This window comes from Telluria sp. GW821-FHT07G12 (assembly GCF_059418525.1).
Map to the genome: position 1 here is coordinate 1 of NZ_JBWKQA010000002.1, position 25,746 is coordinate 25,746.

General features: G+C 64.2%; 28 protein-coding genes and 1 tRNA gene. 26 read left to right on the top strand and 3 right to left on the bottom strand.

Annotated features, from left to right (window positions below; genetic code table 11):
- The first annotated feature begins 224 nt into the window (after window positions 1-224).
- Together AC07PE_RS08275 and AC07PE_RS08280 are read left to right on the top strand one after the other, a co-directional pair.
- Complete coding sequence (locus AC07PE_RS08275) at window positions 225-1,394, top strand: 23S rRNA (adenine(2030)-N(6))-methyltransferase RlmJ (protein WP_498763056.1); 1,170 nt, start codon at window positions 225-227, stop codon at window positions 1,392-1,394.
- 157 nt (window positions 1,395-1,551) lie between these two features.
- Entirely contained in the window at window positions 1,552-2,823 is a 1,272-nt protein-coding gene (locus tag AC07PE_RS08280; RefSeq protein ID WP_498763058.1) for an EAL and HDOD domain-containing protein, read from the top strand.
- 3 nt (window positions 2,824-2,826) lie between these two features.
- On the opposite strand, the gene AC07PE_RS08285 is transcribed toward AC07PE_RS08280, so the two are convergent.
- Together AC07PE_RS08285 and AC07PE_RS08290 are read right to left on the bottom strand one after the other, a co-directional pair.
- The gene (locus AC07PE_RS08285; protein WP_498763061.1) at window positions 2,827-3,576 is read right to left on the bottom strand and encodes an SAM-dependent methyltransferase; all 750 of its coding nucleotides are present in this window, start codon (window positions 3,574-3,576) and stop codon (window positions 2,827-2,829) included.
- A 7-nt stretch (window positions 3,577-3,583) separates the two neighbouring features.
- The gene (locus AC07PE_RS08290; RefSeq protein ID WP_498763063.1) at window positions 3,584-4,198 is read right to left on the bottom strand and encodes a Maf-like protein; all 615 of its coding nucleotides are present in this window, start codon (window positions 4,196-4,198) and stop codon (window positions 3,584-3,586) included.
- A 170-nt stretch (window positions 4,199-4,368) separates the two neighbouring features.
- Between AC07PE_RS08290 and AC07PE_RS08295 the strand changes: the two genes are divergently transcribed.
- The 13 genes from AC07PE_RS08295 to AC07PE_RS08355 all read left to right on the top strand — a co-directional run bounded on the left by AC07PE_RS08295 (window position 4,369) and on the right by AC07PE_RS08355 (window position 14,338).
- Window positions 4,369-4,866: a YceD family protein gene (locus AC07PE_RS08295; protein ID WP_498763065.1), complete on the top strand. Its 498-nt coding sequence runs from the start codon at window positions 4,369-4,371 to the stop codon at window positions 4,864-4,866.
- Between the two features lie 226 nt (window positions 4,867-5,092).
- On the top strand, window positions 5,093-5,275 hold the full coding sequence (rpmF, locus tag AC07PE_RS08300) for a 50S ribosomal protein L32 (RefSeq protein ID WP_036168414.1): 183 nt from the start codon (window positions 5,093-5,095) through the stop codon (window positions 5,273-5,275).
- A gap of 199 nt (window positions 5,276-5,474) precedes the next feature.
- Window positions 5,475-6,515, top strand: a complete 1,041-nt coding sequence (plsX, locus tag AC07PE_RS08305; protein WP_498763068.1) for a phosphate acyltransferase PlsX — start codon at window positions 5,475-5,477, stop codon at window positions 6,513-6,515.
- Between the two features lie 4 nt (window positions 6,516-6,519).
- Window positions 6,520-7,506, top strand: coding sequence for a beta-ketoacyl-ACP synthase III (locus AC07PE_RS08310; RefSeq protein ID WP_498763070.1), 987 nt, complete (start codon window positions 6,520-6,522; stop codon window positions 7,504-7,506).
- A 34-nt stretch (window positions 7,507-7,540) separates the two neighbouring features.
- Complete coding sequence (fabD, locus tag AC07PE_RS08315) at window positions 7,541-8,479, top strand: ACP S-malonyltransferase (protein WP_498763072.1); 939 nt, start codon at window positions 7,541-7,543, stop codon at window positions 8,477-8,479.
- 29 nt (window positions 8,480-8,508) lie between these two features.
- On the top strand, window positions 8,509-9,246 hold the full coding sequence (gene fabG, locus AC07PE_RS08320) for a 3-oxoacyl-ACP reductase FabG (RefSeq protein WP_498763076.1): 738 nt from the start codon (window positions 8,509-8,511) through the stop codon (window positions 9,244-9,246).
- A 127-nt stretch (window positions 9,247-9,373) separates the two neighbouring features.
- Window positions 9,374-9,613, top strand: a complete 240-nt coding sequence (acpP, locus tag AC07PE_RS08325) for an acyl carrier protein (RefSeq protein ID WP_036168404.1) — start codon at window positions 9,374-9,376, stop codon at window positions 9,611-9,613.
- Between the two features lie 25 nt (window positions 9,614-9,638).
- Window positions 9,639-10,883: a beta-ketoacyl-ACP synthase II gene (gene fabF, locus AC07PE_RS08330; RefSeq protein ID WP_498763079.1), complete on the top strand. Its 1,245-nt coding sequence runs from the start codon at window positions 9,639-9,641 to the stop codon at window positions 10,881-10,883.
- Window positions 10,884-10,974: 91 nt separating this feature from the next.
- The gene (locus AC07PE_RS08335; RefSeq protein ID WP_498763081.1) at window positions 10,975-11,457 is read left to right on the top strand and encodes a hypothetical protein; all 483 of its coding nucleotides are present in this window, start codon (window positions 10,975-10,977) and stop codon (window positions 11,455-11,457) included.
- Between the two features lie 37 nt (window positions 11,458-11,494).
- Window positions 11,495-12,097, top strand: a complete 603-nt coding sequence (rpoE, locus tag AC07PE_RS08340) for an RNA polymerase sigma factor RpoE (RefSeq protein WP_498763083.1) — start codon at window positions 11,495-11,497, stop codon at window positions 12,095-12,097.
- A 51-nt stretch (window positions 12,098-12,148) separates the two neighbouring features.
- Complete coding sequence (locus tag AC07PE_RS08345) at window positions 12,149-12,439, top strand: sigma-E factor negative regulatory protein (RefSeq protein ID WP_498763085.1); 291 nt, start codon at window positions 12,149-12,151, stop codon at window positions 12,437-12,439.
- Window positions 12,440-12,578: 139 nt separating this feature from the next.
- Window positions 12,579-14,063: a DegQ family serine endoprotease gene (locus AC07PE_RS08350; RefSeq protein WP_498763087.1), complete on the top strand. Its 1,485-nt coding sequence runs from the start codon at window positions 12,579-12,581 to the stop codon at window positions 14,061-14,063.
- Window positions 14,060-14,338 carry a glutaredoxin family protein gene (locus tag AC07PE_RS08355; RefSeq protein ID WP_498763091.1) on the top strand — a complete coding sequence of 93 codons (279 nt, stop codon included), beginning with the start codon at window positions 14,060-14,062 and terminating at the stop codon, window positions 14,336-14,338. The genes AC07PE_RS08350 and AC07PE_RS08355 overlap by 4 nt, the downstream gene beginning before the upstream one ends.
- A 110-nt stretch (window positions 14,339-14,448) precedes the next feature.
- Here AC07PE_RS08355 and AC07PE_RS08360 read toward each other — a convergent pair whose 3' ends face one another.
- Complete coding sequence (locus AC07PE_RS08360; protein WP_498763093.1) at window positions 14,449-15,399, bottom strand: hypothetical protein; 951 nt, start codon at window positions 15,397-15,399, stop codon at window positions 14,449-14,451.
- A 232-nt stretch (window positions 15,400-15,631) separates the two neighbouring features.
- Here AC07PE_RS08360 and lepA point away from each other — a divergent pair, with 232 nt between their 5' ends.
- From lepA to AC07PE_RS08415, 11 genes are all read left to right on the top strand, one after another.
- Window positions 15,632-17,425: a translation elongation factor 4 gene (gene lepA, locus AC07PE_RS08365; RefSeq protein ID WP_498763095.1), complete on the top strand. Its 1,794-nt coding sequence runs from the start codon at window positions 15,632-15,634 to the stop codon at window positions 17,423-17,425.
- Window positions 17,426-17,448: 23 nt separating this feature from the next.
- Entirely contained in the window at window positions 17,449-18,366 is a 918-nt protein-coding gene (lepB, locus tag AC07PE_RS08370; protein ID WP_498763099.1) for a signal peptidase I, read from the top strand.
- Between the two features lie 14 nt (window positions 18,367-18,380).
- Window positions 18,381-18,779 carry a DUF4845 domain-containing protein gene (locus AC07PE_RS08375; protein ID WP_498763102.1) on the top strand — a complete coding sequence of 133 codons (399 nt, stop codon included), beginning with the start codon at window positions 18,381-18,383 and terminating at the stop codon, window positions 18,777-18,779.
- Between the two features lie 51 nt (window positions 18,780-18,830).
- Window positions 18,831-19,607 (top strand): ribonuclease III, encoded by a 777-nt coding sequence (gene rnc / locus AC07PE_RS08380; protein ID WP_498763105.1) that lies wholly within the window; start codon window positions 18,831-18,833, stop codon window positions 19,605-19,607.
- Between the two features lie 25 nt (window positions 19,608-19,632).
- Window positions 19,633-20,577, top strand: coding sequence for a GTPase Era (gene era / locus AC07PE_RS08385; protein WP_498763107.1), 945 nt, complete (start codon window positions 19,633-19,635; stop codon window positions 20,575-20,577).
- 16 nt (window positions 20,578-20,593) lie between these two features.
- Entirely contained in the window at window positions 20,594-21,454 is an 861-nt protein-coding gene (recO, locus tag AC07PE_RS08390) for a DNA repair protein RecO (RefSeq protein WP_498763109.1), read from the top strand.
- A gap of 5 nt (window positions 21,455-21,459) precedes the next feature.
- A complete protein-coding gene (pdxJ, locus tag AC07PE_RS08395; RefSeq protein ID WP_498763111.1) occupies window positions 21,460-22,245 on the top strand; it encodes a pyridoxine 5'-phosphate synthase in 786 nt (261 codons plus the stop codon).
- A 14-nt stretch (window positions 22,246-22,259) separates the two neighbouring features.
- Window positions 22,260-22,667, top strand: coding sequence for a holo-ACP synthase (gene acpS / locus AC07PE_RS08400; RefSeq protein WP_498763113.1), 408 nt, complete (start codon window positions 22,260-22,262; stop codon window positions 22,665-22,667).
- A 253-nt stretch (window positions 22,668-22,920) separates the two neighbouring features.
- Window positions 22,921-24,810: an excinuclease ABC subunit UvrC gene (gene uvrC / locus AC07PE_RS08405; RefSeq protein ID WP_498764739.1), complete on the top strand. Its 1,890-nt coding sequence runs from the start codon at window positions 22,921-22,923 to the stop codon at window positions 24,808-24,810.
- Window positions 24,811-24,999: 189 nt separating this feature from the next.
- Complete coding sequence (gene pgsA / locus AC07PE_RS08410; RefSeq protein WP_498763115.1) at window positions 25,000-25,581, top strand: CDP-diacylglycerol--glycerol-3-phosphate 3-phosphatidyltransferase; 582 nt, start codon at window positions 25,000-25,002, stop codon at window positions 25,579-25,581.
- A gap of 85 nt (window positions 25,582-25,666) precedes the next feature.
- Window positions 25,667-25,742, top strand: a tRNA-Gly gene (locus AC07PE_RS08415).
- Window positions 25,743-25,746 lie beyond the last annotated feature (4 nt).

Genomic DNA, 25,746 nt, shown 5'->3' on the forward strand with positions numbered 1-25,746 from the left:
ACGCCTACGCCACCGACCTGGACGGTAAGCCGCGTAATGCCACCACCGGTTTCGACATCGGCGCCTACCAGCACTAATCGTCTCAGTTTTGCGCTCCCGGCCGGTTCTCTGGCTGGCCGGGTTTCAGCCCGCACATCGCAAGGTGTGCGGGCTTTTTAATTTTTGGGGAATGGCGCGCATCTGGGCGATAATGGCGCCTTTCTTGCCTCATCCCTGGAATCACCATGTTCAGCTACCGCCACGCTTATCACGCGGGTAACCACGCCGATGTCCTGAAGCACTTCGTGCAGGTGCAGTTGCACCAGTACATGAACCAGAAGGACGTGGCCTACACCTATATCGACACCCATTCCGGTGCCGGCGTGTACGCGCTCGACAGCGCGCAGGCGGTGAAGAGCGGCGAGTACCTGGACGGCATCGCACGCCTGTGGGAACGCGACGATCTGCCGGCGGCGCTGGCGGATTACGTCAACCTGGTGCGCGGCATGAATCCTTCCGGCCGCCTGCGTTATTACCCGGGTTCGCCCTATGTTGCCGAACAGGTGGCGCGTCCCGAGGACCGCCTGCGCCTGTTCGAGCTGCATCCGGCCGACACCAGGCTGCTGGCGGAAAATTTCCGCAAGCTGGAGGCGCACAAGGCGGAGCAGGGCGAGCGTTCACGCGGACGGCGCATCCTGATCGACCACGCCGACGGTTTCCAGGGACTGAAGGCCCTGCTGCCGCCGCCGTCGCGCCGCGCGCTGGTGCTGATCGACCCGCCGTACGAGGTGAAGCTGGATTACAAGCACGTGCGCGATGCGCTGGACGAGGCCCTCGACCGTTTCCCGTCGGGCATCTACGCGGTCTGGTATCCGGTGCTGCAGCGCATGGAGTCGCGCCAGTTCGCCGACCGCCTGAAGCGCCTGCCGGCCAAGGAATGGCTGCACGTCACGCTGACGGTCGCCACGCCGGGTCCGGACGGCACCGGCATGCACAGCAGCGGCATGTTCATCCTGAATCCGCCCTACACGCTGGAAGCGACGCTGCGCGAAACCATGCCCTACCTGGTGCAGGTGCTGGGACAGGACAGCGGCGCCACCTTCCGCATCGAAAAGGGCACCCAGGTGACGGGGACGGCCAATGCGCGCGTCCTCGACACGGGTCCGCGCAAGCCGGTCGGCAACGCCCGCCGCGCCAGCCCGCTGTCCGGCGCCGGCAGCCTGCGCCTGCCGGGCCAGCCCTTCGGCGACGGTCCGCGCAAGCGTACTGCCGAGGGCGAGGGAGCGGCCCAGCCGTCCGCGGCGCCGGAAAAGAAGCGTACTCCCGCCTTCCGCTACGCCGACCAGGCAAAACAGGCAAAACAGGCGACCGGCCCCGCGCGCGGCCCCAAGCGCAAGGCGCCCGGCCGCGGCTGAATCACCCCGAACGTGGTCCTGACGCCGCATCGTAACGATTTGATACGATGTCGAAATGTAAAGACTTCGAGTCTGTAGTATAGTCGAAGTGGTGCCAGGCCATGCCTCGCCCCGGCTCGCATTTGCCTGCCGAAATTGAATGTCAGGAGTTTTTACGATGCACGCGGATGCAACGGCAGTCACGTCCATGCCGTCCGACGAATTTTTTCTGGCGCGCCAGCCCATACTCGGGCGCGACCAGAAGCTGGTGGCGTTCGAGCTGCTGTTTCGCGCCGCCCCCGAGCACGAGGACGCGCAACTGACCGACTACGCCGCCGCAACCGCCACCGTCATTGCCCACGCTTCGCAGCTGGGCATGGAGCAGGTGGTGGGTGAGCAGCTCGCCTTCGTCAATGTCGACGAAGTCGTGTTGATGAGCGATTTTGTCCGTTTCCTGCCGCCGGACCGGGTGATCCTCGAGATCCTGGAAACCGTGCTGCCGACCGAGGCCGTGATGGCCCGGGTGCGGGAGCTGAAGGAGCTCGGCTTCAAGTTCGCCCTCGACGATGTTATAGGCCATTCCGAGCAGGTTCGCAAGCTGATTGACCTCGTGGACGTGATCAAGATCGACCTCAAGGGCGTCAGCGTGGATGAGCTGACGCGCTTGGCCACCAGCCTGCGCGGCTCGCGCCAGAAACTGCTGGCAGAAAAGGTCGAGACGGTGGAGGAATTCCGCCTTTGCCTTGAGCTCGGTTTCGAATATTTCCAGGGATATTATTTCGCGCGTCCGGCCATCTTGTCGGGCAAGAAGATCTCGCCCTCCGAACTGGTGGTGCTGCGCCTGCTCGAGCTGATCGGCTCGAACGCCGACAGCGCCGCCATCGAGGCCGCCGTCAAGCGCGACGCCTTGCTGAGCCTGAACCTGCTGCGCCTGGTGAACAGCCGCGCCGCCGGGCCCGACCGCCACATCGAATCGGTGTCCCAGGCCCTGGTCCAGCTGGGGCGCAGCCAGCTGCAGCGCTGGCTGCAGATCCTGCTGTACACCACCCCGGACGGCCGGGTCGAGCTGAATTCGCCGCTGCTGCAGATGGCCACCACGCGCGGCCGCCTGCTGGAGCTGATGAGCCAGGCCCTGCGTCCGGGCGACGTCGCCAGCGCCGACACCGCCTTCACGATCGGCATGATGTCGCTGACCGATGCGCTGCTGGCGATCCCGATGGCGGCCATTCTCGACCGTGTCGACGTTTCGCAGGACGTGAAGGCCGCGCTGCTGGACCGCGCCGGCGACTACGGCGCCATGCTGAGCGTGGCCGAGGAGCTGGAAGGCAAGCAGGGCGGGCGCAGCCTGGCGCGCGCGCTCGACAAGCTGGGCTTGAGCGTCAAGCAGATCCGCGAGATCGAGCTCGCGGCCTTCGACTGGGTGCGCGGCCTGGGCGCCCACGTGCACTGATTCTTACTGCCCCAGCAGCAGGAACACGGTCGGCTTCTTGTGGAAGTCCGGCCCTTTATTGGCCGCCAGCGCGGCCTTCCACTTGGCGGCGCTCAAGGTGCGCACCGATTCGGTCGGCAGCGACAGGTCCGTCGCCACGCATACCAGGGTGCCGGGCTGGCAGGCGCTGACCAGGGCTTCCAGCATGGCGGCATTGCGGTAGGGCGTCTCGATCAGCAGCTGGGTTTGCTTCTCGGCGCGCGAGCGCTGTTCCAGCTGCTGGATGCGCTTGGTGCGTTGCGCAGGGTCGGTCGGCAGGTAGCCATTGAAGGCGAAGCTCTGGCCGTTCAGGCCGCTCGCCATCACGGCCAGCAGCAGCGAGGAAGGGCCGACCAGCGGGCGCACGGGAATGCCATGCTGGTGGGCCAGGCGCACCAGGTCGGCGCCCGGATCGGCCACCGCCGGCACCCCGGCTTCCGACACCAGGCCGGCATCAATGCCTTCGAGCAGCGGCGCCAGCAGGGCGGACAAGGCCGCCGGCGGCGTGTTCACGTTCAGTTCCGAGATCTTGATTTCCTGCAGCGGACGTGCCAGCGGATGGTCGATGGCGACCAGTTTCAAAAAGGCGCGCGCCGTCTTGGCGTTTTCGGCGACGAAGTATTCCAGCTTCGAGGCGATGTCCTGCACCTGCTCGGGCAGGATGTGGGAGAGGGCGTGCGGCGCCGCTTCAAGCGGACCGAGGGTGTTCGGAACGAGGTAGAGAGTGCCTGGCATAAAGATCTTATAATTCGAAAAAGCGGAGGCCCGCGCGGCGTAGCATGCCGGTCAGGGCGATCAGCGGCAGGCCGGTGAGGGCGGTGGGGTCGGTACTGTCGATGCGTTCCAGGATGGCGATGCCGAGACCTTCGTTCTTGGCGCTGCCGGCGCAGTCGTAGGGTTGCTCGATGCGCAGGTAGGCGTCGAGTTCATGGTCGGGCAGGTCGCGGAAAGACACGAAGGTCTGCACGTTCTCGACCTGGCAGCTGCCGTCGCGGCCGTCCCACAGGCACAGCGCCGTATGGAAGGCCACGCGGCGCCCGCGCATCTTCTGCAGCTGGGCCAGGGCATTCGCATGGTCGCCGGGCTTGCCGATCTGTTCGCCGTCCAGCGTGGCGACCTGGTCGGAGCCGATCACCAGCGCGCCCGGATGTTTTTCGGAGATGGCGGCCGCCTTTTCGCGCGCCAGGCGCAGGGCGGTCTGCTCGGGCGCTTCGCCCGGCAGCGGCGTTTCGTCGATATCGGGTGCGATCGCCTCGAAGGGCAGGCCAAGCCGGGACAGCAATTCGCGCCGGTAGGCGGAACTCGATGCCAGAATCAGGCGCAAGGAAGTGCCGGCTGCGGCGGAACTTGGTATCATGTCGGCCAGTCCAATATTCATAAGCAAAACAGATAGATAGGCCTTCCCGGCAAGCTAATCTGATGGTCGGGGTGCCGACGTGGGCATGTCGCCACCAAAATGCACGGATTCTTTGACTGAGCGGGAAGAAGCCTGTTATTATCGCAGGTTTTCCGGGGAAGCTTTTCCAAATGAGCGCTTTTGTCATCGACGCCTTTGAATTTTGTCGGAACAACGGCTATAAGGAAGGCGTCACGCCGGTGGCGGAAATGACCCGCCTGGCGGCCGAGTGCGCCGACCCGTCCGGCCAGATCGCCTGGGCGATCCAGGGCGGCCAGACCAAGCAGGGTTACCCGTCGATGACGTTGTCCGTCTCCGGTACCGTGCAGTTGGTCTGCCAGCGTTGCCTGGCGCCTTTCGGCTACGAGATCGACTCGTCGACCATGCTGGTGCTGGGAAAGAACGACGAAGATGCGGACGAGATCGAGGAAATCCTCGACGATGAAACCATCGACGTGATCGTCGGCAGCCAGAGCTGCGACATCATGCAGTTGCTGGAAGATGAAGCCCTGCTGGCCATGCCGCAGGCACCGAAGCATGAGGTGTGCCCCGATACCAAGCTGATGGACTCCATCAAGTCCGAAAAGGTATCGCCGTTCGCGGCACTGAAGAGCCTCAAATCAGAATAAAATAGTGGAATTAACAGGATGTCGCACGATGGGCACCGCAAGCGGGTCCCATCGTGCTCAAAAAACGTGTCAAACGCGTGCAGCAGTCGAGTATGACAGTGGCAGTGAGCAGTAAGGCAGCGTTAAAACATGTCGGCAATGAAGTAATTGCCGCTGGGATACTCGATAAGCATGGTATTGCAAGTCGATTGTGTTAGAATTTTAGAACTTATGTTTAGGAGTCATCATGGCAGTTCAGCAGAATAAGAAGTCCCCGTCGAAGCGCGGCATGCACCGTTCGCACGATTTCCTGGTTGCACCGAACCTGGCCGTCGAGCCGACCACCGGTGAAACCCACCTGCGTCACCACATCAGCCCGAACGGTTTCTACCGTGGTCGCAAAGTGATCAAGACCAAGAACGACGAGTAATCGCCGTCTTGCTGTTTTGTTCGATGAAAGCGGTGCAACGTATGTACAGTGCGTGGCGCCGCTTTCTCTTTTGCGATATTGATACCGGTTGCACGTCCGTGTATGCCGTCGTTTTCGATTCCGCCAAGTCCGGCCGGCGTCCCGCTGAGCAAGGACACGCCGCCGCCCATTCCTGAGGCAGCGCGGTTCATTCCGAAAAATGACAATTACAATCTCCATTGACTGCATGGGCGGCGATCACGGCCCCTCAGTTACCATTCCTGGCGCGCTCGCCTTCCTCAAGCAACGGCCACAAGCCCAGCTGATCCTCGTCGGATTGGAGGAGCAGGTGCGCGCCGAACTCAAGAAACATCACGCGGACAATCACCCGCGCCTGACCGTCAAGCACGCCGGCGAAGTCGTGGCGATGGACGATCCGATCGAGGTGGCCCTGCGCCGCAAGAAGGATTCGTCGATGCGCGTGGCGATCGAGCTGGTCAAGGAGGGCAGCGCCAACGTCTGCGTCTCGGCCGGCAATACCGGCGCCCTGATGGCGATTTCGCGCTATGTCCTGAAGACCATGGCCGACGTCGACCGTCCGGCGATCTGCTCGATCCTGCCGAACGTGAAGGGGCAGCCGACCTACATGCTGGACCTGGGCGCGAACGTCGACTGCGAACCGCATCACCTGCACCAGTTCGCCATCATGGGCGCCGTGTTGTTCGAGGCGATGGAAGGGCGCCGCCCCAGCATCGGCCTGCTCAACGTGGGCACCGAGGAAATCAAGGGCAATGAAGTCGTGAAAGCGACTGCGCCCCTGCTGCGCGCCGATCACGAGCGCGGCGTGCTGAATTTCCACGGCAACGTCGAGGGCAACGACATCTTCAAGGGCACGGTCGACGTGGTCGTCTGCGACGGCTTTGTCGGCAACGTGACCCTGAAGGCGGTCGAGGGCCTGTCGCGCCTGTTCAAGGCCACCTTGATGGAAACCACGATGTCCAAGCTGGGTGCGCTGCTGGCCCGCAAATCGCTGAAAAAGCTGAATCCGGAAAGCTATAACGGCGCCGGCCTGCTGGGCCTGAAAGGCCTGGTGTTCAAGAGCCACGGCGGTGCGAATGCATTCGCTTTCGAGTGGGCAATTAAACGCGCCTATAATGCGGCAGAATACAATGTGCAGGAACAGCTGTCGGCCATGATTACCGAGCTGATGCCCCGCACACCTGACCCGCAAGCGCCAGGCTCAACCATTCAGCAGGGCTAAGTTAATGACTGTGTACAGCAAAATCATCGGCACCGGCAGCTACCTGCCGGCCCAGCGCGTAACCAACAGCGACCTGGCGGCCCAGCTGGCGGCCAAGGGCATCGAGACCTCGGACGAGTGGATCGTGACCCGCAGCGGCATCCAGGCCCGCCACTACGCGGCAGCCGACGAGAGCGCCTCCGACCTGGCCGTCAAGGCGGCCAACAAGGCGCTGGAAGCGACCGGCCTGTCGGCCGAACAGATCGACCTGATCGTCGTCGCCACCTCGACCCCCGATTTCTACGGCAACTTCCCGAGCACGGCCTGCATCGTGCAGAACAAGCTGGGAATCCGCAACAACGGCGCCGCCTTCGACGTGGCGGCCGTCTGCAGCGGCTTCGTCTACGCCCTGTCGACCGCCGACGCCTTCATCAAGGCCGGCAATGCGAAGAACGTGCTGGTGATCGGCACCGAAGTGTTCTCGCGCATCCTCGACTTCAACGACCGCAGCACCTGCGTGCTGTTCGGCGACGGCGCCGGCGCCGTGGTGATGACTGCCTCGAGCGAGCCGGGCGTGCTGGCGGTGAAGCTGCATGCCGACGGCAGCCATGGCGACATCCTGTGCGGCCCGACCAACCCGACCAATGCCGCCATCTCCGGCCAGAAATTCCTGTACATGGATGGCCAGGCGGTGTTCAAGCTGGCCGTGACGGTGCTGGAAAAGGTCGCCTACGAAGCCCTCGAGCATGCAAAGATGCCGGCCTCCGATATCGACTGGCTGATCCCGCACCAGGCCAACCTGCGCATCATGAACGGCACCGCGAAGAAGCTCGGCCTCCCGGTCGAGAAAATGGTGGTGACCGTCAACGAACATGGCAATACCTCGGCCGCATCGATCCCGCTGGCGCTCGACCAGGCGGTGCGCGACGGCCGCATCAAGTCCGGCCAGAACATCCTGATGGAAGGCGTGGGCGGCGGCTTTACCTGGGGCGCTGTTTTAGCGCGCATGTAAGCCGCGCACTATATAAAAAAAGAGGAGAACTCTCATGAGCAAATTCGCATTCCTGTTTACGGGTCAGGGCGCCCAGGCCGTCGGCATGCTGAACGGCTTTGCCGGCAATCCGGTCGTGGCCGAGACGGTCGCCGAAGCCTCCGACGCGCTGGGCCAGGACCTCGGCAAGCTGATCACCGAAGGCCCGAAGGAAGACCTGGACCTGACCACCAACACGCAGCCCGTGATGCTGACCGCGGCCGTGGCCGTGTACCGCGCCTGGATCGCCGCCGGCGGGCCGAAGCCTGCCGTCGTCGCCGGCCACAGCCTGGGTGAATACTCGGCCCTGGTCGCTGCCGGTGTGATCGACTTCAAGGACGCGGTGCCGCTGGTGCGCTTCCGCGCCCAGTCCATGCAGGACGCGGTGCCGGTCGGGCAGGGCGGCATGGCCGTCATCCTCGGCCTGCAGGCCGATGCCGTGCGCGAAGTCTGCCTTGAAGCCGCCCAGGGCGAGGTCGTCGAAGCCGTCAACTTCAACGAGCCGACCCAGATCGTGATCGCCGGCCATACCGCCGCGGTCGAGCGCGCCTGCGACATCGCCAAGGCCAAGGGCGCCAAGCGCGCCATGAAGCTGGCGGTATCGGCGCCTTTCCACTCCTCGCTGCTGAAGCCCGCCTCGGACCGCCTGCGCGAGTACATGGCCGGCCTGACTTTCCACGCCCCGCAGATCGACTTGATCAATAACGTCGACGTCGCTATCCTGCACGATCCTGCCGCGATCAAGGACGCGCTGGTGCGCCAGGCCGCCGGCGCGGTGCGCTGGGTCGAGACCATGCAGAAAATGGCCGCGGATGGCGTCACCCAGGTGATCGAATGCGCGCCCAGCAAGACCCTGATCGGCATGGCCAAGCGCATCGACCCGGTACTGGCCGGCGAAGCCCTGGTCGACCAGGAATCGCTGGAGCGGGTGCTGGCTTCGTTCCAGGGTCAGTAATATAAGAACAATCAACGCCAAGGATTAGCATGAACCTGCAAAACCAAGTCGCCCTCGTCACCGGCGCATCGCGCGGCATCGGCAAGGCCATCGCACTCGAACTGGCCCGCCAGGGCGCAACCGTGGTCGGCACCGCCACCACCGACGCCGGCGCCGAAGCCATCACCGCCTACCTGGCCGAATTCGGCGGCAAGGGCATGGTGCTGAACGTCACCGACGCCGCCCAGTGCGCGGCCACCATCGACGGCATCACCAAGGACGTCGGCAGCATCGGCATCCTGGTCAACAATGCCGGCATCACCCAGGATCAGCTGGCAATGCGCATGAAGGACGAGGAGTGGGACAGCGTCATCGCCACCAACCTGACCGCCGTCGGCCGCCTGTCGCGCGCCGTGCTGCGCGGGATGATGAAGGCGAAGCAGGGGCGTATCATCAACATCACCTCGGTGGTGGCCTCGAGCGGCAACCCGGGCCAGATGAACTACGCGGCCGCCAAGGCCGGCGTCGAAGGCATGGGCCGTGCGCTGGCGCGCGAGATCGGCAGCCGCAACATCACCGTCAACAGCGTGGCGCCGGGCTTCATCGATACCGACATGACCAAGGCCCTGGGCGACGCCCAGCACGAAGCGCTGCTGGGCCAGATTCCGCTGGGCCGCTTGGGCAAGCCGGAAGATATCGCTCACGCGGTAGCCTTCCTGGCCGGTCCGCAGGCCGCCTACATCACGGGCACGACGCTGCACGTGAATGGCGGCATGTACATGAATTAAACCAGATCTCAGCTTTTAGCAGTAGTTTCAGCAGAATTAGCGTCAAACGCTGAAAATAGTTTTTCAACGCGCAAACCCTGATAAAATGCGCGCACTTTCCGCAACACATACCTAATGGAGCCATAACATGTCGGATATCGAACAACGCGTTAAAAAAATCGTCGCTGAGCAACTGGGCGTTGCGGAAGCAGACATCAAAATCGATTCCTCGTTCGTTGACGATCTCGGCGCTGATTCCCTGGACACCGTTGAACTGGTGATGGCACTGGAAGACGAATTCGAAATGGAAATCCCGGACGAGCAGGCCGAGAAGATCACCACCGTTCGTCAAGCCATCGAGTACGCACAAGCGCACGTCAAGGCCTAAGCTTTAAGTAATTCAGGAGAAACGCTTGAGTTCACGCAACCGTCGTGTCGTCGTAACTGGCCTGGGTTGCATTTCCCCGATCGGTAACACCATTGCCGAAGCGTGGGAAAGCGCCCTGGCGGGTAAATCGGGCATTGCCAATATCACCCGTTTCGACGCCTCGCAATTTTCGACCCGCTTCGCGGGCGAAGTGAAGAACTTCAACGTCGAGGACTACCTGCCCGGCAAGGAAGGCCGCCACATGGATACCTTCATCCATTTCGGCATGGCTGCGGGTATCCAGGCGTTGCAGGATTCGGCACTCGAAGTCACCGAGCAGAACGCCGACCGCATCGGCGTGATGGTGGGTTCGGGCATCGGCGGTCTGCCGATGATCGAAGCGACCAAGGCAGAGTACGACAGCCGCGGCCCGCGCCGCATCTCGCCGTTCTTCGTCCCGGCCTCGATCATCAACATGATCTCGGGCGACCTGTCGATCAAGTTCGGCCTGCGCGGCCCGAACATGGCCATCGTCACCGCCTGCACCACCGGCCTGCATTGCATCGGCGCGGCAGCGCGCCTGATCGAGTACGGCGATGCCGACGTGATGATCGCCGGCGGCGCCGAGTCGACCGTCTCGCCGCTGGGCCTGGGCGGCTTCGCCTCGGCACGCGCGCTGTCGGCCCGCAACGACGATCCGGCCACCGCTTCGCGTCCCTGGGACCGCGACCGCGACGGCTTCGTGCTGGGCGAGGGTGCCGGCGTGATGGTGCTCGAAGAGTACGAACACGCCAAGGCGCGCGGCGCCAAGATCTATGCGGAAGTCGTCGGCTTCGGCATGAGCGCGGATGCGAATCACATCACCGCTCCGCTGGAAGACGGCAGTGGCGCCTCGCGCTGCATGGTGTCGGCAATGCAGTACGCCGGCATCAATCCGGACCAGGTGAACTACGTGAACGCGCACGGCACCTCGACCCCGGTCGGCGACGTCGCTGAAGTGAAGGGCATCAAGCGCACCTTCGGCGACCACGCAGGCAAACTGGTGGTCAACTCGACCAAGTCGATGACCGGCCACCTGCTGGGCGGCGCCGGCGGCCTCGAGTCCGTGTTCACCGTGCTGGCGATCCACAACCAGGTATCGCCGCCGACGATCAACATCTTCAACCAGGATCCGGAATGCGACCTGGACTTCTGCGCCAACACCGCGCGGGACATGAAGATCGATTACGCGGTGAAGAACTCCTTCGGTTTCGGCGGCACCAACGGGACCCTGGTCTTCGCAAAGATCTGACAGACTCTCTCGAGCCTGAACCAAAAACGCCCATCTCTGTCTAAGGAGGTGGGCGTTTTGTTTTTCCCCTTTCCCCTCTCCATGATCGCCCATGTCGATAGCGATATCCGCCATCGTCGGGCCGTCGCGCATCCATCGATGCCTGCTCGCCGGCGCCGGCTTGTCCCTGTTCGCCGCCGCGTTCGCGGTGGGCGTATTCGCATCCGCACGCTTCCACAACAGCCTGTTGCAGGCCCTCGTCCTGGCCTCTGCCGGCGCCGTGCTGATGCATGCCGCATCGGGCAGGGCAAAGACGCACCGGATTGATATTTCTGGAACCGGCGAGGTGGTCCTAACGGTACAACAAGGGCTGCGCAAACGAAGCGTGGCCGGGGCGCCGGCCGTTGCGGAAAGCGCGGCCGCCGTGACCCTGTTGCCGGGCTCCGTCGTCTGGCCGCCGCTGATGCTGCTGCGGCTGAGTCCGGACGAACCGGCCGCCCGCGTGCTGGTGCTGCCGGTATGGCGCGACAGCGTCGAGGCGGGAGCATGGCGGGCGCTGGCGGTCGCAGTACTGGCGATCGGCCGTAAACTTTAGTTGCACCGGGCTAACTCTTAAGCAACAAGGACGTTCAGTGACAACCGAGCGCGAGTGTGATCAACTGCTGGTAGAGCGCGTCCAGGCTGGCGATCGCCGGGCGTTCGACCTGCTGGTGTCGAAATACCAGCGCCGGCTGATGCGGCTGGTGTCGCGGCTCGTGCACGACCCGGCCGAGGCGGAAGACGTGGTGCAGGAAACCTTTATCAAGGCATTTCGCGCACTGCGCCATTTCCGCGGCGATTCCGCGTTCTATACCTGGCTGTACAGGATCGGCATTAACACGGCGAAGAATTTTCTCGTCACGCAAGGCCGGCGCGCGCCGACCTCGACGGAAACCGATGCAGAACGCGCGGAAGGATTTGACGACGCAGACAGCTTGCGGGATATTAATACGCCAGAGTCCGTCTTGGCGAGCAAGCAGATCGCGTTCACGGTAAATGCCGCAATGGAAGCGCTGCCGCTGGAATTGCGGACCGCGATCGTCCTGCGCGAAATTGAAGGCTTAAGCTACGAGGAAATCTCCGAGGTGATGGCGTGTCCAATCGGTACGGTGCGCAGCAGGATATTCCGGGCGCGCGAAGTGATTGCCGAGAAATTGAGGCCCTTGCTCGATATTCCGGCTGACAAACGTCGGTAGCTGACGACCAGATTTAATTGAGGATCTTTGCACCGACGTAACGGAACCAAGATGGACACGAACAAAAAAAACCGCGAATACATCTCGCTCCTGATGGATGGCGAGATCCCCGATGCCGACCTGGAGCTGGCCATGGCCGCGCTGGACGGCCCGGACGGCCAGGGCGCCTGGGACGCTTTCCACCATATCGGCGACGTCCTGCGCGCCGAAGCCACCGCCGAGCTGTCGCCGGACTTCGCTGCGCGGCTGGCCGCCAGGCTGGCGGACGAGCCCATGCCGACCAAGCGCGCGGCCGGGGCTGCCGAGCCTGCGCCCAGTCCGGCCATCGCCGGGCCGCGCTGAGCCAGGCCGCGCAGGGCCCGGGCGGCTCCCGTTTCGGGCTGCAACGGGCTTCGCTTTCCGCCGGGCCCATACCGTGGCGACAACGTTGGTATTTTGGCTTACCATTACATTAATTCAAGCCTGAACACCCATCGATCCCATGACAAGCAAAACCGGAAGCTCGATCCTGTCGGCCCTCATGTTTGCGGGCGCCAGCCTGATGTTCTCCTCCGCGGCCCAGGCCGCGCCCGCCGCCGCCGCCGCTGCCGCGGCCCCCGTCGTCACTGCGCCCGTCATGGGCTTGCCCGATTTTACCGACCTGGTCGACAAGGTCGGCCCGGCCGTCGTCAACATCCGCACCACCGAGCGCGTGAAGCTGGGGCAGGGCGGGGCGGACGAGGAGATGCAGGAATTCCTGCGCCGCTTCTTCGGCGGCCAGATGCCGCCGCGCGGCGGACGTGGCGGCCGCGGCGTCCCGCAGCAGCCGCAGGAAGAGCAGGTCCAGCGGGGTGTCGGCTCCGGCTTCGTCATCTCCGACGACGGCTACATCATGACCAATGCGCACGTGGTCGAAGGCGCGGACGAGGTCACCGTCACGCTCACCGACCGCCGCGAATTCAAGGCCAAGGTGCTGGGTGCGGATACCCGCAGCGACGTCGCCCTGCTGAAGGTCGAGGCGCGCAACCTGCCCTCGCTGCGGATCGGCGATTCGAACAAGATCCGCGTGGGCGAATGGGTGATCGCGATCGGCTCGCCGTTCAACCTGGAAAACACCGTCACGGCCGGCATCATCTCGGCCAAGGCGCGCGATACCGGCGAGTACCTGCCGCTGATCCAGAGCGACGTGGCGGTGAACCCCGGTAACTCGGGCGGCCCGCTGATCAATATGCGTGGCGAAGTCATCGGCATCAATTCGCAGATCGCGACCCTGTCCGGCGCCTACAACGGCATCTCCTTTGCCGTGCCGATCGACGAGGTGATGCGGGTCGCGGATCAGATCAAGAAGACCGGCAAGGTCACGCGCGGGCGCCTGGGCGTGCAGATCAGCGAAGTGACGCGCGACGTCGCCGAATCGCTGGGCCTGGGCCGCGCACGCGGCGCCGAGGTCGCCATGGTCGAGCCGGGCGGACCGGCGGAAAAGGCCGGTGTCAAGGTCGGCGACATCATCCTGAAATTCAACGGCAAGGACATCGAGAAGAGCTCGGACCTGCCGCGCCAGGTGGGCGGCACCGCCGTCGGCAGCCGCGCCACGGTCAGCGTCTGGCGCCGCGGCCAGCAGCTGGACCTGCCGGTCACCATCGTCGAGCTACAGGACGAGCAGGCGGCCGCCGCGAAAGCCCAGCCCAAGAAAAAGGCGCCGGAGCAGAGCACCAATGCGCTGGGCCTGCAGGTGTCCGACCTGACGGCGGCCGAGAAGCGCGAGCTGAAGGTCGAATCCGGCGTGCAGGTCGACTTCGCCGATGGCCGCGCCGCCGGCGCCGGCATCCAGGCCGGCGACCTGATCCTGCAGATCGATAATACCGAGGTCAACAGCGCGGCCCAGTTCAACGGGCTGGTGGCCAAGCGCGATCCGAAGAAGCCGGTGGCCCTGCTGGTGCGGCGCGAGAACGTCACGCGCTATGTCGTGATCAAACCGCGCCAATGAGCCAGACGATCCGCTTCACCCTGTACTCGCGCAGCTGGTGCCACCTGTGCGAGGACATGCTGGCGGCGCTGCAGGCTTTCATGGCGCACGAAGGGCTGCCCTTCAGTGTCGACGTGATCGATATCGATGCCAGCCCGGACGCCAGCCTTGTCGCGCGTTTCGACGAGCTGGTGCCGGTGCTGTTCGGCGACGACCTCAATGGTCCCGAACTGTGCCACTACTTCCTCGATGAAGGCGCGCTGCGGCGCCACCTGGGGCTGGCGCAGCCGGCCTGAACGGACGTAGAGCGCCCAACAAAAACTTCAGGGCAAGGCGCAGCGTCGAAGACAGTACGCTAGTACGGCGAGACGCTGCAACGCCGCCATGGAGCTTTTGTTGGGTGCTCTCAGGCGGCAAGCACCGCCGGGGCGCTTTCTTCCACGCCCAGCATGCACTCCATGACGCGCCGCTTCACCAGGCTGCGCGGACTCTCCCAGAAACCCTCCAGCCGCGCCACCGTTTGTCCGCCCACCAGCACGTCCAGCAACAGCGGCTGGCCCAGCAGCTCGCGGTGCACATAGCTCGCGAAGCATTCGGCAAAATCGTCGTAGGGATTGGTCGCGCCGTACAGGCTGGCGAAATCGCTGCGCTCGAGGCCGGCGCAGGCGGTGACCAGGGCGTCGCCGCCGAGCTTGCGGTTGCCGTAGAAATCCACCGCGCCGCGCAGCTCGAAATCGGATTCGGGATGCGGCAGGAAACGGCCGTCATGGATGCGCCAGCTCAGGTCCAGCCAGGCATAGGGCTGCTCCGGCGCCGGCGCCCACCAGGCCGGCAGGAAGGAATAGCCGGCCGTCAGCACATGGCCGAATTCATGCAGCAGCAGATATTGCATGGCGCCGGCGCGGGTGTCGCGTGCGGGCGCGGCAATCGTCGCCGACAGCGTATAGTCGCCCCCGGGCAGGAAGGGAAGGTTCTCCTTCCAGCTCGCCCAGGAGTTCGCGCCGTGCTGCGCCAGCATGCCAATATCCAGCAGCACCACGCAGCCCAGGATGCGGCCCTCGGCGTCGGCGACGATGTCCGTGATGCCCGAGGAGCCCAGGCCGTGGCCCAGGCAGACGCCCAGCAGCAGCGGATCGATCAGCTCCAGCACGGCGGCCGGCATGCCGCCGATGGCCTCGCCCAGTTCCTGGCGCAGCGCCGGGGTCGGCACGGCCGGCACCGGCACCGCATCGAGGCCGGAGACGAGGTTTACCTTGTGCACGAGTTCGCAGGCTTCGGGCGGCAGCGCCAGGATGCGCTCGTGGACGGGCAGGCGCTGGCGCGCTTTCCAGTACTGCGGGTCAGGGGCGATAATCATGGTCGGCGGCTCGAATGGTGAACTTACAGGTCTTGCATGCTTATCGGCCGCCTTCATAAATACTTGATGGCAGGCAATCCGGGCTTTCTGACCCGAAATCCGGTAAAATGCACGGTTTGGATTCTTCCGCTTGATCTAAGCGCGCGCCTGGGAGCGGTATTGCCCGTCGCAGCGCTTTTTTCGTATTGCCGGCCGCTCTGTCTGCCGCGCTTTTTGGTTCTGAGTTTTGTTAATGAAAAACATACGTAACTTTTCCATCATCGCCCACATCGACCACGGCAAATCGACGCTGGCAGACCGCATCATTCAGCTGTGCGGCGGCCTGTCGGACCGTGAGATGGACGCGCAGGTGCTCGACTCGATGGACCTGGAGCGCGAGCGCGGCATCACCATCAAGGCCCAGACCGCGGCGCTGCAATACAAGGCGCGCGACGGCCAGACCTACAACCTGAACCTGATCGACACCCCCGGCCACGTCGACTTCTCCTACGAAGTCTCGCGCTCGCTGTCCGCCTGCGAAGGCGCACTGCTGGTGGTCGACGCCTCGCAGGGCGTGGAAGCCCAGACCGTGGCCAACTGCTACACCGCGCTCGATCTGGGCGTGGAAGTGGTGCCGATCCTGAACAAGATCGACCTGCCGCACGCCGACCCCGAAAACGCGAAGAAAGAGATCGAGGACGTGATCGGCATCGACGCCTCCGACGCCACCGTCTGCTCGGCCAAGACCGGCCTGGGCGTGGAAGACGTGCTCGAGACCCTGATCGCCAAGGTCCCGCCGCCGCAAGGCGACCCGGACGCGCCGCTGCAGGCCCTGATCGTCGACTCCTGGTACGACCCCTATGTGGGCGTCGTCATGCTGGTGCGCGTGGTCAACGGTACCCTGCGCCCGAAGGAAAAGATCCTGCTGATGGCGACCGAGTCGGTGAACCTGGTCGAGAACATCGGCATCTTCACGCCGCGCTCGGTCTCGCTGCCGGAACTGTCGGCCGGCCAGGTGGGCTTCATCATCGCCGGCATCAAGGAACTGACCGCCGCCAAGGTGGGCGACACCGTGACCCACGCGGCCAAGCCGGCCCCGAGCCCGCTGCCGGGCTTCAAGGAAGTCCAGCCGCAGGTGTTCGCCGGCCTGTTCCCGGTCGAGGCCAACCAGTACGACGCGCTGCGCGACTCGCTGGAAAAGCTGAAGCTGAACGACGCCGCCCTGATGTACGAGCCGGAAGTCTCGCAGGCGCTGGGCTTCGGCTTCCGTTGCGGCTTCCTCGGCCTGCTGCACATGGAAATCGTGCAGGAGCGCCTGGAGCGCGAATTCGACATGGACCTGATCACGACGGCGCCGACCGTGGTGTACGAGGTCGAGATGCGCGACGGGACCATCATCCGCGTCGACAATCCGTCGAAGATGCCGGAACCGTCCAAGATCAACGAAGTGCGCGAGCCTATCGTCGACGTCAACCTCTACATGCCGCAGGAGTACGTGGGTTCGGTCATGACCCTGTGTAACGGCAAGCGCGGCATCCAGATGGACATGGCCTACCACGGCCGCCAGGTCAAGCTGCACTACGAGATCCCGATGGCGGAAATCGTGCTGGACTTCTTCGACCGCCTGAAGTCGACCTCGCGCGGCTATGCCTCGATGGACTACGAGTTCAAGGAAAACCGCGCCGCCGACGTGGTGAAGGTCGACATGCTGATCAACAGCGAGAAGGTCGACGCGCTGGCGATCATCGTCCACCGCGCCAACGCGCCTTACCGCGGACGCCAGGTGGCGGCCAAGATGCGCGAACTGATTCCGCGCCAGATGTTCGACGTGGCGATCCAGGCCGCGATCGGCGCGACCATCATCTCGCGCGAGAACGTCAAGGCGCTGCGCAAGAACGTGCTGGCCAAGTGCTACGGCGGCGACGTCTCGCGTAAGAAGAAGCTGCTGGAGAAGCAGAAGGCCGGCAAGAAGCGCATGAAGCAGGTCGGCTCGGTGGAGATTCCGCAGGAGGCCTTCCTGGCGATCCTCCAGGTCGAAGACAAATAAGAAAACGGGAAGAATAACAAGCGATGAATCTGCAACCGATCCTCGGCAACTTTGCGCTGATCCTGTTCGTGGCCATGCTGGTCACGGGCGTCATCTGGTTCCTCGATGTATTCGTGCTGTCCAAGCAGCGCCGGGCGAAAGCCGACGCCGCGCTGGCCGAGTACGACGCCCACCGCTCGAAGCTGACCGCGGACGGCATCAAGGTCGACAACGGCAACCGCGCGGCGCTGGAAGCCGCTATCCTGCGCCAGCCGACCTGGGTCGAGTATTCGGGCAGCTTCTTCCCGGTCATCGCGCTGGTCTTCTTCCTGCGTTCCTTCCTGTTCGAACCCTTCAAGATCCCGTCCTCGTCGATGGTGCCGACCCTGCTGGTGGGCGACCTGATCCTGGTGAACAAGTTCGACTACGGTATCCGCCTGCCGGTGATCAACAAGAAGATCGTCGACGTCGGCAACCCGCAGCGCGGCGACGTCATGGTGTTCAAGTACCCGAAGGACATGAGCCAGGATTACATCAAGCGCGTCATTGGCGTCCCCGGTGATAAAATCACCTACGAGAACAAGCGCCTGACCGTGAACGGGGTGCCGGTCCAGTACGAACCCATGGATGACTACCTCGACGACGAGCGCCCTGTGTACCACAAGCAGTTCATGGAGAAGCTGGCGAATGCACCGCACCGTATCCTGAACATGGAAGGGCAGCGCACGATCAACCTGGCTGCGGTCGATCAGGACTTCCCGCATCACGAAAATTGCACCTATTCCTACGATAAATTTACCTGTATCGTACCGGAAGGCAATTATTTCATGATGGGCGATAACCGCGACAACAGCGCAGACAGCCGCTACTGGGGCTTCGTGCCGGACCAGAACATCGTCGGCAAGGCTGTGTTTGTTTGGATGAACTTCGGCAACCTGAAGCGCATCGGCGGTATCCACTGATATCGGGAGCGCAGATGCGACAAGTAAAGATGGGTAGGGAGGCCGGCTTTTCGCTGTCCGGCCTGATCGTGGTGCTGGTGGTGCTGGGCTTCCTGGCGGTGCTGGCGATGAAGGTGTTTCCGGCCTGGGCCGAATACCGCTCGATCAAGAATGCCATCGTCGCGGCCAAGGCCGCCGGCAACGGCACCCACGAGATCCAGCAGGCCTTCGCCCGGAATGCGGAGATCAACAACATTACGGCCGTCTCGCCCAAGGACCTGGTAATCACCCGCGACAATGGCCAGCCCGAAGTCAGCTTCGCCTACGAGAAGCGGATCCCGCTGGCCGGCAACGTCAGCCTGCTGTTCGATTTTGCCGGCACCACCGATCCAAGCGGCGAGGTGGCTGCCAAGGCCGAACCAAGCGCCAAGTAACAAGCCGGGCAGGCAGCCCGGTCACATGAAATGACAATGAATCTTCAGTTATTGCAAACTCGCCTCGGTTATACGTTCCGGGACCCCAGCCTGCTCCAGCAGGCGCTGACCCACCGTAGCCACAGCAGCCTGCATAACGAACGCCTGGAGTTCCTTGGAGATTCGATCCTCAACTGCGTGGTCGCCTCGGTCCTGTACGAGCGCTTCAAGGACCTGGCCGAAGGCGACCTGTCGCGCCTGCGGGCCAACCTGGTCAAGCAGCAGTCGCTGTACGAGATCGCGCAAAAGCTCGAGCTCTCGCAATTCCTGCGCCTGGGCGAGGGCGAACTGAAATCGGGTGGCTTCCGCCGTCCCTCGATCCTGGCCGACACCCTGGAAGCCCTGCTGGGCGCGATCTTCCTCGACAGCGGCTTCGACAGTGCGCGCGACGCGATCCGCGCCTTCTACATCCCGCTGCTGGACTCGGTCGACCCGCGTACCCTGGGCAAGGATGCCAAGACCCTGCTGCAGGAATTCCTGCAGAGCAAAAAAATCTCGCTGCCGACCTATAACGTGGTGGCGACCCACGGCGCCGCCCACAGCCAGGAATTCGAGATCGAATGCCTGGTGCCCAAGCTCGGCATCCAGGTCTTCGGCCGCGGCGGCAGCCGCCGCGCCGGCGAGCAGGCGGCCGCGCGCCTGGCCCTCGAAGTCGCCGAGCAGGCGATGCAGAAGGCCCCCGGCGGCGGACGCAAGAGCCGTCCGCGCTCGGCCCAGCTGAAACTGGCCGGCATCGCAACGGACCAAAGCGCCGACCAGCCTGGCGGCCAGGGCGAACGCCCGCATTGAACGAATCACTTAGGAATCACGCAGCATGAACATCGAGACCACCCACGGCGACAACACCCCGGACGATGGCGCCAGCGGCGCCACGCCGGCCGGCTTCCGTTGCGGCTACATCGCCATCGTCGGCCGCCCGAACGTGGGCAAGTCGACCCTGATGAACGTGCTGATCGGCGCCAAGGTGTCGATCACCTCGCGCAAGGCCCAGACCACGCGCCACCGCATCACCGGCATCCAGACCCGCGACGACGCCCAGTTCATCTACGTCGACACGCCCGGTTTCCAGACCCGCCACGCCAACGCGCTGAACAAGACCCTCAACAAGACCGTCTCGAACACCCTGACGGCCTCGGACGTGATCCTGTTCCTGGTCGAGGCGGGCACCTTCGGCCCGGCCGACCAGCAGGTACTGGACCTGCTGCCGAAGAACGTGCCGGTGATCCTGGTGATCAACAAATCCGACCGCATGAAGGACAAGGCCGAGCTGATGCCCTTCGCCGCGAAAGTGGCCGGTCTGCGCGACTTCACGGCCATCGTGCCGGTGTCGGCCAAACTGCGCTTCCAGGTCGATTCGCTGGAAAAGGAAATCGAGCGCCACCTGCCGGAAAACCCGCCGATCTTCGGCGCGGACGACATCACCGACCGGAGCGAGAAATTCCTGGCCGCCGAGATCGTGCGCGAAAAAGTCTTCCGCCTGGTGGGCGACGAGCTGCCCTACACCAGCACGGTGCTGATCGAGAAGTTCGAACAGGAAGGCAATCTGCGCCGCATCTTCGCCGCCATCCTGGTGGAGCGCGACACCCACAAGGCCATGCTCATCGGTAACAAGGGCGCGCGCCTGAAAGAGATCTCGACCCAGTCGCGCCTGGACATGGAAAAGCTGTTCGACGGCCCCGTGTACCTGGAGATCTGGGTCAAGGTGAAGTCCGGCTGGGCCGACAACGAAGCCGGCCTGCGCGCCTACGGCTACGAGTAAGCCGGTTTCCCAGCGCATGGCCGGCCAGGACGACCAGAACGAGAACAGGCCCGACCAGGCGCAGGAGGCTGCGGCGCCTTATGCCGTAACGCCGGCTGCGGCTCCCGTCCCGGCGCCGGCTCCCGCACAAGCGCCCAAGGCCGAGCGCCGCCGCGCCCCGGCGCGCGACACCCGCGTGCTCGGCCAGCCCAGCTTCGTGCTGCACAGCTATCCCTACAAGGAAACCAGCCTCATCGTCGACATGTTTACGCGCGACCATGGGCGTATCGGCGTGGTGGCGAAGGGCGCCAAGCGGCCGCTGTCGAAGCTGCGCGGGGTGCTGCAGACCTTCCAGCCCCTGTCCATTTCGTTTTCCGGCAAGTCCGAACTGCGCACCCTGATCGACGCCGACTGGGTCGGTGGCATGCTGCCGATCGAGAAGACGGCGCTGCTGTGCGGGTTCTACTTGAATGAACTATTGGTCAAGCTGCTGGCGCGCGACGACCCGCATCCGAAGCTGTTCGACCATTACGTGGCGACGCTCAACGAATTGGCGCACAATGAACCTGCGCAGATCGTCTTGCGAAAGTTCGAACGGGCCTTACTTAAGGAGACCGGGGTCGCCACCGACCTGACGCGCGATACCGGCACCCGGGCGCGCGTCGAGCTGGACGGCGCTTATGTGGTCGACCCGGAGCGCGGTACGCGCCGGGCGCAGGCGGGGGATACCTGGCCTGTGGTCTCCGGCAAGACCCTGAGCGACATGGAGAACGAAGACTACGGCGACCCGCAGACGCAGGCGCAGAGCAAGCAACTGATGCGCTTCCTGCTGGCTTACCACCTGGGTGGCGCGCCGCTGAATACGCGCCAGATCCTTATCGACTTGATGCAATTATAAAAAACATGAGCTTCCTGCACCCGACCGGCCAGGTCATCGACCTTGGCGTGAACATCGACCACGTCGCCACCGTGCGCAATGCGCGCGGCACCGTGTATCCGGATCCGCTGCGCGCGGCCTTGCTGGCCGAGCAGGCCGGCGCCGATCTCATCACGCTGCACCTGCGCGAAGACCGCCGCCACATCAAGGACGCCGACGTGCTGGCGCTGCGCCCGCAGCTGTTGACCCGCATGAACCTGGAAGCGGCGGTGACCCAGGAAATGGTCGATTTCGCCTGCCAGGTGCGCCCGCAGGACGTCTGCCTGGTGCCCGAGCGCCGCGAAGAGGTGACCACCGAGGGCGGCCTGGACGTGATCCGCTACTACAAGGACGTCGAAGCCGCCGTGAAGCAGCTGGCCGGCGAGGGCATCCGCGTCTCGCTGTTCATCGACGCGGACGAAGCCCAGATCGCCGCCGCCGCCGCGGTGGGCGCGCCGGTCATCGAGCTGCACACCGGCCGCTATGCCGAAGCCGAGGACGAGGAAGCCATCGCGCGCGAACTGGCCCGCATCAAGCTGGGCGTGCGCGCCGGCGTCAAGCACGGCCTGCGCGTGAATGCCGGCCACGGCCTGCACTACACCAACGTACAGCCGATCGCCGCCATTCCCGAGATCCACGAGCTGAACATCGGCCACGCGATCGTCGCACACGCGCTGTTCGTCGGCTGGGAGCACGCGGTGCGCGAGATGAAGGCCATCATGGTCGACGCGCGCCTCGGCGTCGCGCTCGGCAATCCGTCGTCGGAGACCTGAGCGGAGGTGCAGCCATGATCTACGGGATCGGTACCGACATCGTCCAGATCTCGCGCATCGAGGCCGCCCTCGCGCGCAACGGCGAGCGCTTCGCCGAGAAGATCCTCGGACCGCAGGAACTGGCAAAATACCACGCCCGCCGCGCCAAGCACGAAGTGCGCGGGCTGCGCTTCCTGGCCACGCGCTTTTCGGCCAAGGAGGCGTTCTCGAAGGCGATCGGGCTGGGCATGCACATGCCCATGACCTGGCGTTCGGCCCAGATGCTTAATGCGCCCGGCGGCAAGCCCGTCATCGTCTGCAGCGGGGCGCTCGAAGAATTCATGCGCGAGAACCGGCTCTCGGCGCAGGTGACGATCAGCGATGAAGCCGAGTACGGCGTCGCCTTCGTGATCGTGACCCAGGCGCCGGAGCACAAGGAATAGTACTCAAGTGACCAAGGAAGTTCGATCGAATGAGCAGCCGGACCTGCCGGCGGCGCCTGATGCTGCTGTAGAAACGGCGCCGGAAGTGCACGAGGCCCCGGCCGCTTACGTGGCCGCCGGCGGCGCGGCGATGCCGGTGCATCCCACCGAGCCGACGGAAGCCAGCAAGCGCGCCCGCGCGGCCAAGAACCGCGCCAGGGCCGAGGGCCAACCCGAAGGCTCGCCGCGCGCCCGTCCGGACGCCTGGCAGGCGATGAAGGAAGAACTCAACGCCACCATCAACAAGGATGCGGTCAGCAGCAAGCCGAGTGCGCAGACCCGCGAACAGGTGCTGGCGACGGTCGCGAAGCTGCCCGGCCTGCCGGGCGTGTACCGCTATTTCGACGCCGAGGACAAGGTTCTCTACGTCGGCAAGGCGCGCAACCTGAAGAACCGGGTGTCGAGCTACTTCCAGAAGAATCTGTCGAGCCCGCGCATCGCGATGATGGTCTCGCAGATCGCGCGCCTGGAAACCACCGTCACGCACAGCGAGGCCGAGGCCCTGATCCTGGAAAACAACCTGATCAAGACCCTCAAGCCGCGCTACAACATCCTGTTCAGGGACGACAAGTCCTATCCCTACCTGAAGATCACGAGCGGCGACGCCCCGCGCATGGCCTATTACCGCGGCGCGCTGGACAAGAAGAACCAGTACTTCGGCCCCTTCCCGAGTGCCTGGGCGGTCAAGGAATCGATGCAGCTGCTGCAGAAGGTGTTCAAGCTGCGCACCTGCGAGGACAGCGTCTTCCACAACCGCACGCGTCCCTGCCTGCTGCACCAGATCGGCCGCTGCAGCGGCCCCTGCGTCGACCTGATCGCGCCCGAGGATTACAAGCGCGACGTCGACAACGCCGCCAAGTTCCTGCGCGGCCGCCAGACCGAGGTGCTGGAAGACCTGAATTCGAAGATGCTATCCTTCGCCGAGAACCTGAAGTTCGAGCAGGCGGCCAGCGTGCGCAACCAGATCCAGGCGCTCTCGAAAGTGCTGCACGCGCAGAGCATGGAAACGGTCGGCGACGCCGACGTCGACATCATCGCCGTGGTGGTGCAGGGCGGCCGTGCCTGCGTCAACCTGGCGATGGTGCGCGGCGGCCGTCACCTGGGCGACCGCGCCTACTTCCCCAGCCATGTGGGCGACGCATTGGAAGAGAGCCCGATCGAAGTCGAGGTGCTGGCCGCCTTCCTGGCCCAGCACTACGGCGACAAGTTCATCCCGGGCACCTTCATCCTCAACACCTTCTTCGACATGCCGGAGCTGATCGCCGCGCTGACCGAGCAGTGCGGGCACCGCATCAATCTCGTGTTCCAGCCGCAGGGGCAGCGCCGCCAGTGGCTGGAGCTGGCGCAGAAGGGCGCCGAGATCTCGCTGGCGCGCCTGCTGTCCGAACAGGGCTCGCAGCAGGCCCGCACGCGCGCGCTGGCCGATGCGCTGGGCCTGGAGTCCGACAACCTCGACGAGCTGCGCATCGAGTGCTTCGACATCAGCCACACGGCCGGCGAGGCGACCCAGGCGTCCTGCGTGGTGTTCCATCACCACCAGATGCAGAACGGCGAATACCGGCGCTACAACATCAACGACATCACGCCCGGCGACGATTACGCCGCCATGCGCCAGGTCCTGATGCGGCGCTACGAGAAGGTCGCGGGCGGCGAGGGTGTGATGCCGGACATCGCCCTGATCGACGGCGGCAAGGGCCAGGTCGAGATGGCGCGCCAGGTGTTCTCCGAGCTGGGCCTGGATGTCAGCAACATCGTCGGCGTGGCCAAAGGGGAGGGGCGCCGGGTCGGCCTCGAGACCCTGATCTTTGCCGACGGCCGCGACCCGCAGGAGCTGGGCAAGGAATCGGCGGCGCTGATGCTGGTCGCGATGATCCGCGACGAAGCCCACCGCTTCGCCATCACAGGCATGCGCGCCAAGCGCGCCAAGGCCCGCAACGCCTCGCGCCTGGAGGAGATCGAAGGCATCGGCGCCAAGCGCCGCCAGAAGCTGCTGGCGCGCTTCGGCGGCCTGCGTGGCGTGATCGATGCCAGCGTCGAGGACCTGATGTCGGTGGAGGGGATTTCGAGCACGCTGGCGGAAGAGATCTACAGGCAGCTGCACTAATGCCGCGTCATTCCCGCGAAAGCGGGAATCCATACTGAGCAACCGGAGGCGGTTAGCCAGCATTGCGACTCCGTTACCTTCAGCATGGGTTCCCGCTTTCGCGGGAACGACGGCTGTTCTGCTGAGTTGAACTGGTTCAAAAGGCAAGAGCCATGTAGACTAGCGGCGCCATCTTCACCGATCAGCTCTATGCCTTTTAACATTCCGATTTTCCTGACCTGGTTACGCGTCGCTCTCATTCCGCTCGTCGTCGGTGTCTACTACCTGCCCACCCACTGGCTGCCGGTCGCCGACCGCAACCTGGCGGCGACCCTAGTCTTCATCGTCGCCGCCATCACCGACTGGTTCGACGGCTACCTGGCGCGGCGCTGGAACCAGACCTCGGCCTTCGGCGCCTTCCTCGACCCGGTCGCGGATAAGCTGATGGTGGCCGGCGCGCTGCTGGTGCTGGTCCAGCTGGACCGCGTCAACGCCATCATCGCCTTCATCATCGTCGGGCGCGAAATCACCATCTCGGCCCTGCGCGAATGGATGGCCGAGATCGGCGCCCGCAAGTCGGTGGCGGTCAACTCGCTCGGCAAGATCAAGACCGCGGTGCAGATGGTCGCGATTCCGATGCTGCTGTTCCACGATCCGATCTTCACCGTGCTCGACATGCACAGGGCAGGGGACATTCTGCTGTGGATCGCCGGCGTCCTGACGGTCTGGTCGATGTTCTACTATCTGCGCCGCGCCTGGCCGCTGATCAAGGAAAAATCCGGCGCGGTATAAGATTTCTATAGAGCCATCCTTGACACAGTGCTCAGCATCTCTATAATGCCTGCCTGTTGCGAGACATTGCAGCAAACGAAACGAAGCGGGAGTAGCTCAGTTGGTAGAGCGCAACCTTGCCAAGGTTGAGGTCGAGAGTTCGAGACTCTTCTCCCGCTCCAGTAC

Coding starts and splice junctions, on each gene's coding strand:
- AC07PE_RS08335 (WP_498763081.1), top strand. CDS start 10,975: ATGTCGATAGCGATATCCGCCATCGTCGGGCCGTCGCGCATCCATCGA.
- AC07PE_RS08350 (WP_498763087.1), top strand. CDS start 12,579: ATGACAAGCAAAACCGGAAGCTCGATCCTGTCGGCCCTCATGTTTGCG.
- AC07PE_RS08275 (WP_498763056.1), top strand. CDS start 225: ATGTTCAGCTACCGCCACGCTTATCACGCGGGTAACCACGCCGATGTC.
- acpP (WP_036168404.1), top strand. CDS start 9,374: ATGTCGGATATCGAACAACGCGTTAAAAAAATCGTCGCTGAGCAACTG.
- fabG (WP_498763076.1), top strand. CDS start 8,509: ATGAACCTGCAAAACCAAGTCGCCCTCGTCACCGGCGCATCGCGCGGC.
- lepA (WP_498763095.1), top strand. CDS start 15,632: ATGAAAAACATACGTAACTTTTCCATCATCGCCCACATCGACCACGGC.
- AC07PE_RS08310 (WP_498763070.1), top strand. CDS start 6,520: ATGACTGTGTACAGCAAAATCATCGGCACCGGCAGCTACCTGCCGGCC.
- AC07PE_RS08360 (WP_498763093.1), bottom strand. CDS start 15,399: ATGATTATCGCCCCTGACCCGCAGTACTGGAAAGCGCGCCAGCGCCTG.
- pgsA (WP_498763115.1), top strand. CDS start 25,000: ATGCCTTTTAACATTCCGATTTTCCTGACCTGGTTACGCGTCGCTCTC.
- plsX (WP_498763068.1), top strand. CDS start 5,475: ATGACAATTACAATCTCCATTGACTGCATGGGCGGCGATCACGGCCCC.
- fabD (WP_498763072.1), top strand. CDS start 7,541: ATGAGCAAATTCGCATTCCTGTTTACGGGTCAGGGCGCCCAGGCCGTC.
- AC07PE_RS08355 (WP_498763091.1), top strand. CDS start 14,060: ATGAGCCAGACGATCCGCTTCACCCTGTACTCGCGCAGCTGGTGCCAC.
- AC07PE_RS08285 (WP_498763061.1), bottom strand. CDS start 3,576: ATGCCAGGCACTCTCTACCTCGTTCCGAACACCCTCGGTCCGCTTGAA.
- AC07PE_RS08375 (WP_498763102.1), top strand. CDS start 18,381: ATGCGACAAGTAAAGATGGGTAGGGAGGCCGGCTTTTCGCTGTCCGGC.
- AC07PE_RS08290 (WP_498763063.1), bottom strand. CDS start 4,198: ATGATACCAAGTTCCGCCGCAGCCGGCACTTCCTTGCGCCTGATTCTG.
- recO (WP_498763109.1), top strand. CDS start 20,594: ATGGCCGGCCAGGACGACCAGAACGAGAACAGGCCCGACCAGGCGCAG.
- AC07PE_RS08280 (WP_498763058.1), top strand. CDS start 1,552: ATGCACGCGGATGCAACGGCAGTCACGTCCATGCCGTCCGACGAATTT.
- pdxJ (WP_498763111.1), top strand. CDS start 21,460: ATGAGCTTCCTGCACCCGACCGGCCAGGTCATCGACCTTGGCGTGAAC.
- uvrC (WP_498764739.1), top strand. CDS start 22,921: ATGAAGGAAGAACTCAACGCCACCATCAACAAGGATGCGGTCAGCAGC.
- rpmF (WP_036168414.1), top strand. CDS start 5,093: ATGGCAGTTCAGCAGAATAAGAAGTCCCCGTCGAAGCGCGGCATGCAC.
- AC07PE_RS08345 (WP_498763085.1), top strand. CDS start 12,149: ATGGACACGAACAAAAAAAACCGCGAATACATCTCGCTCCTGATGGAT.
- acpS (WP_498763113.1), top strand. CDS start 22,260: ATGATCTACGGGATCGGTACCGACATCGTCCAGATCTCGCGCATCGAG.
- lepB (WP_498763099.1), top strand. CDS start 17,449: ATGAATCTGCAACCGATCCTCGGCAACTTTGCGCTGATCCTGTTCGTG.
- AC07PE_RS08295 (WP_498763065.1), top strand. CDS start 4,369: ATGAGCGCTTTTGTCATCGACGCCTTTGAATTTTGTCGGAACAACGGC.
- era (WP_498763107.1), top strand. CDS start 19,633: ATGAACATCGAGACCACCCACGGCGACAACACCCCGGACGATGGCGCC.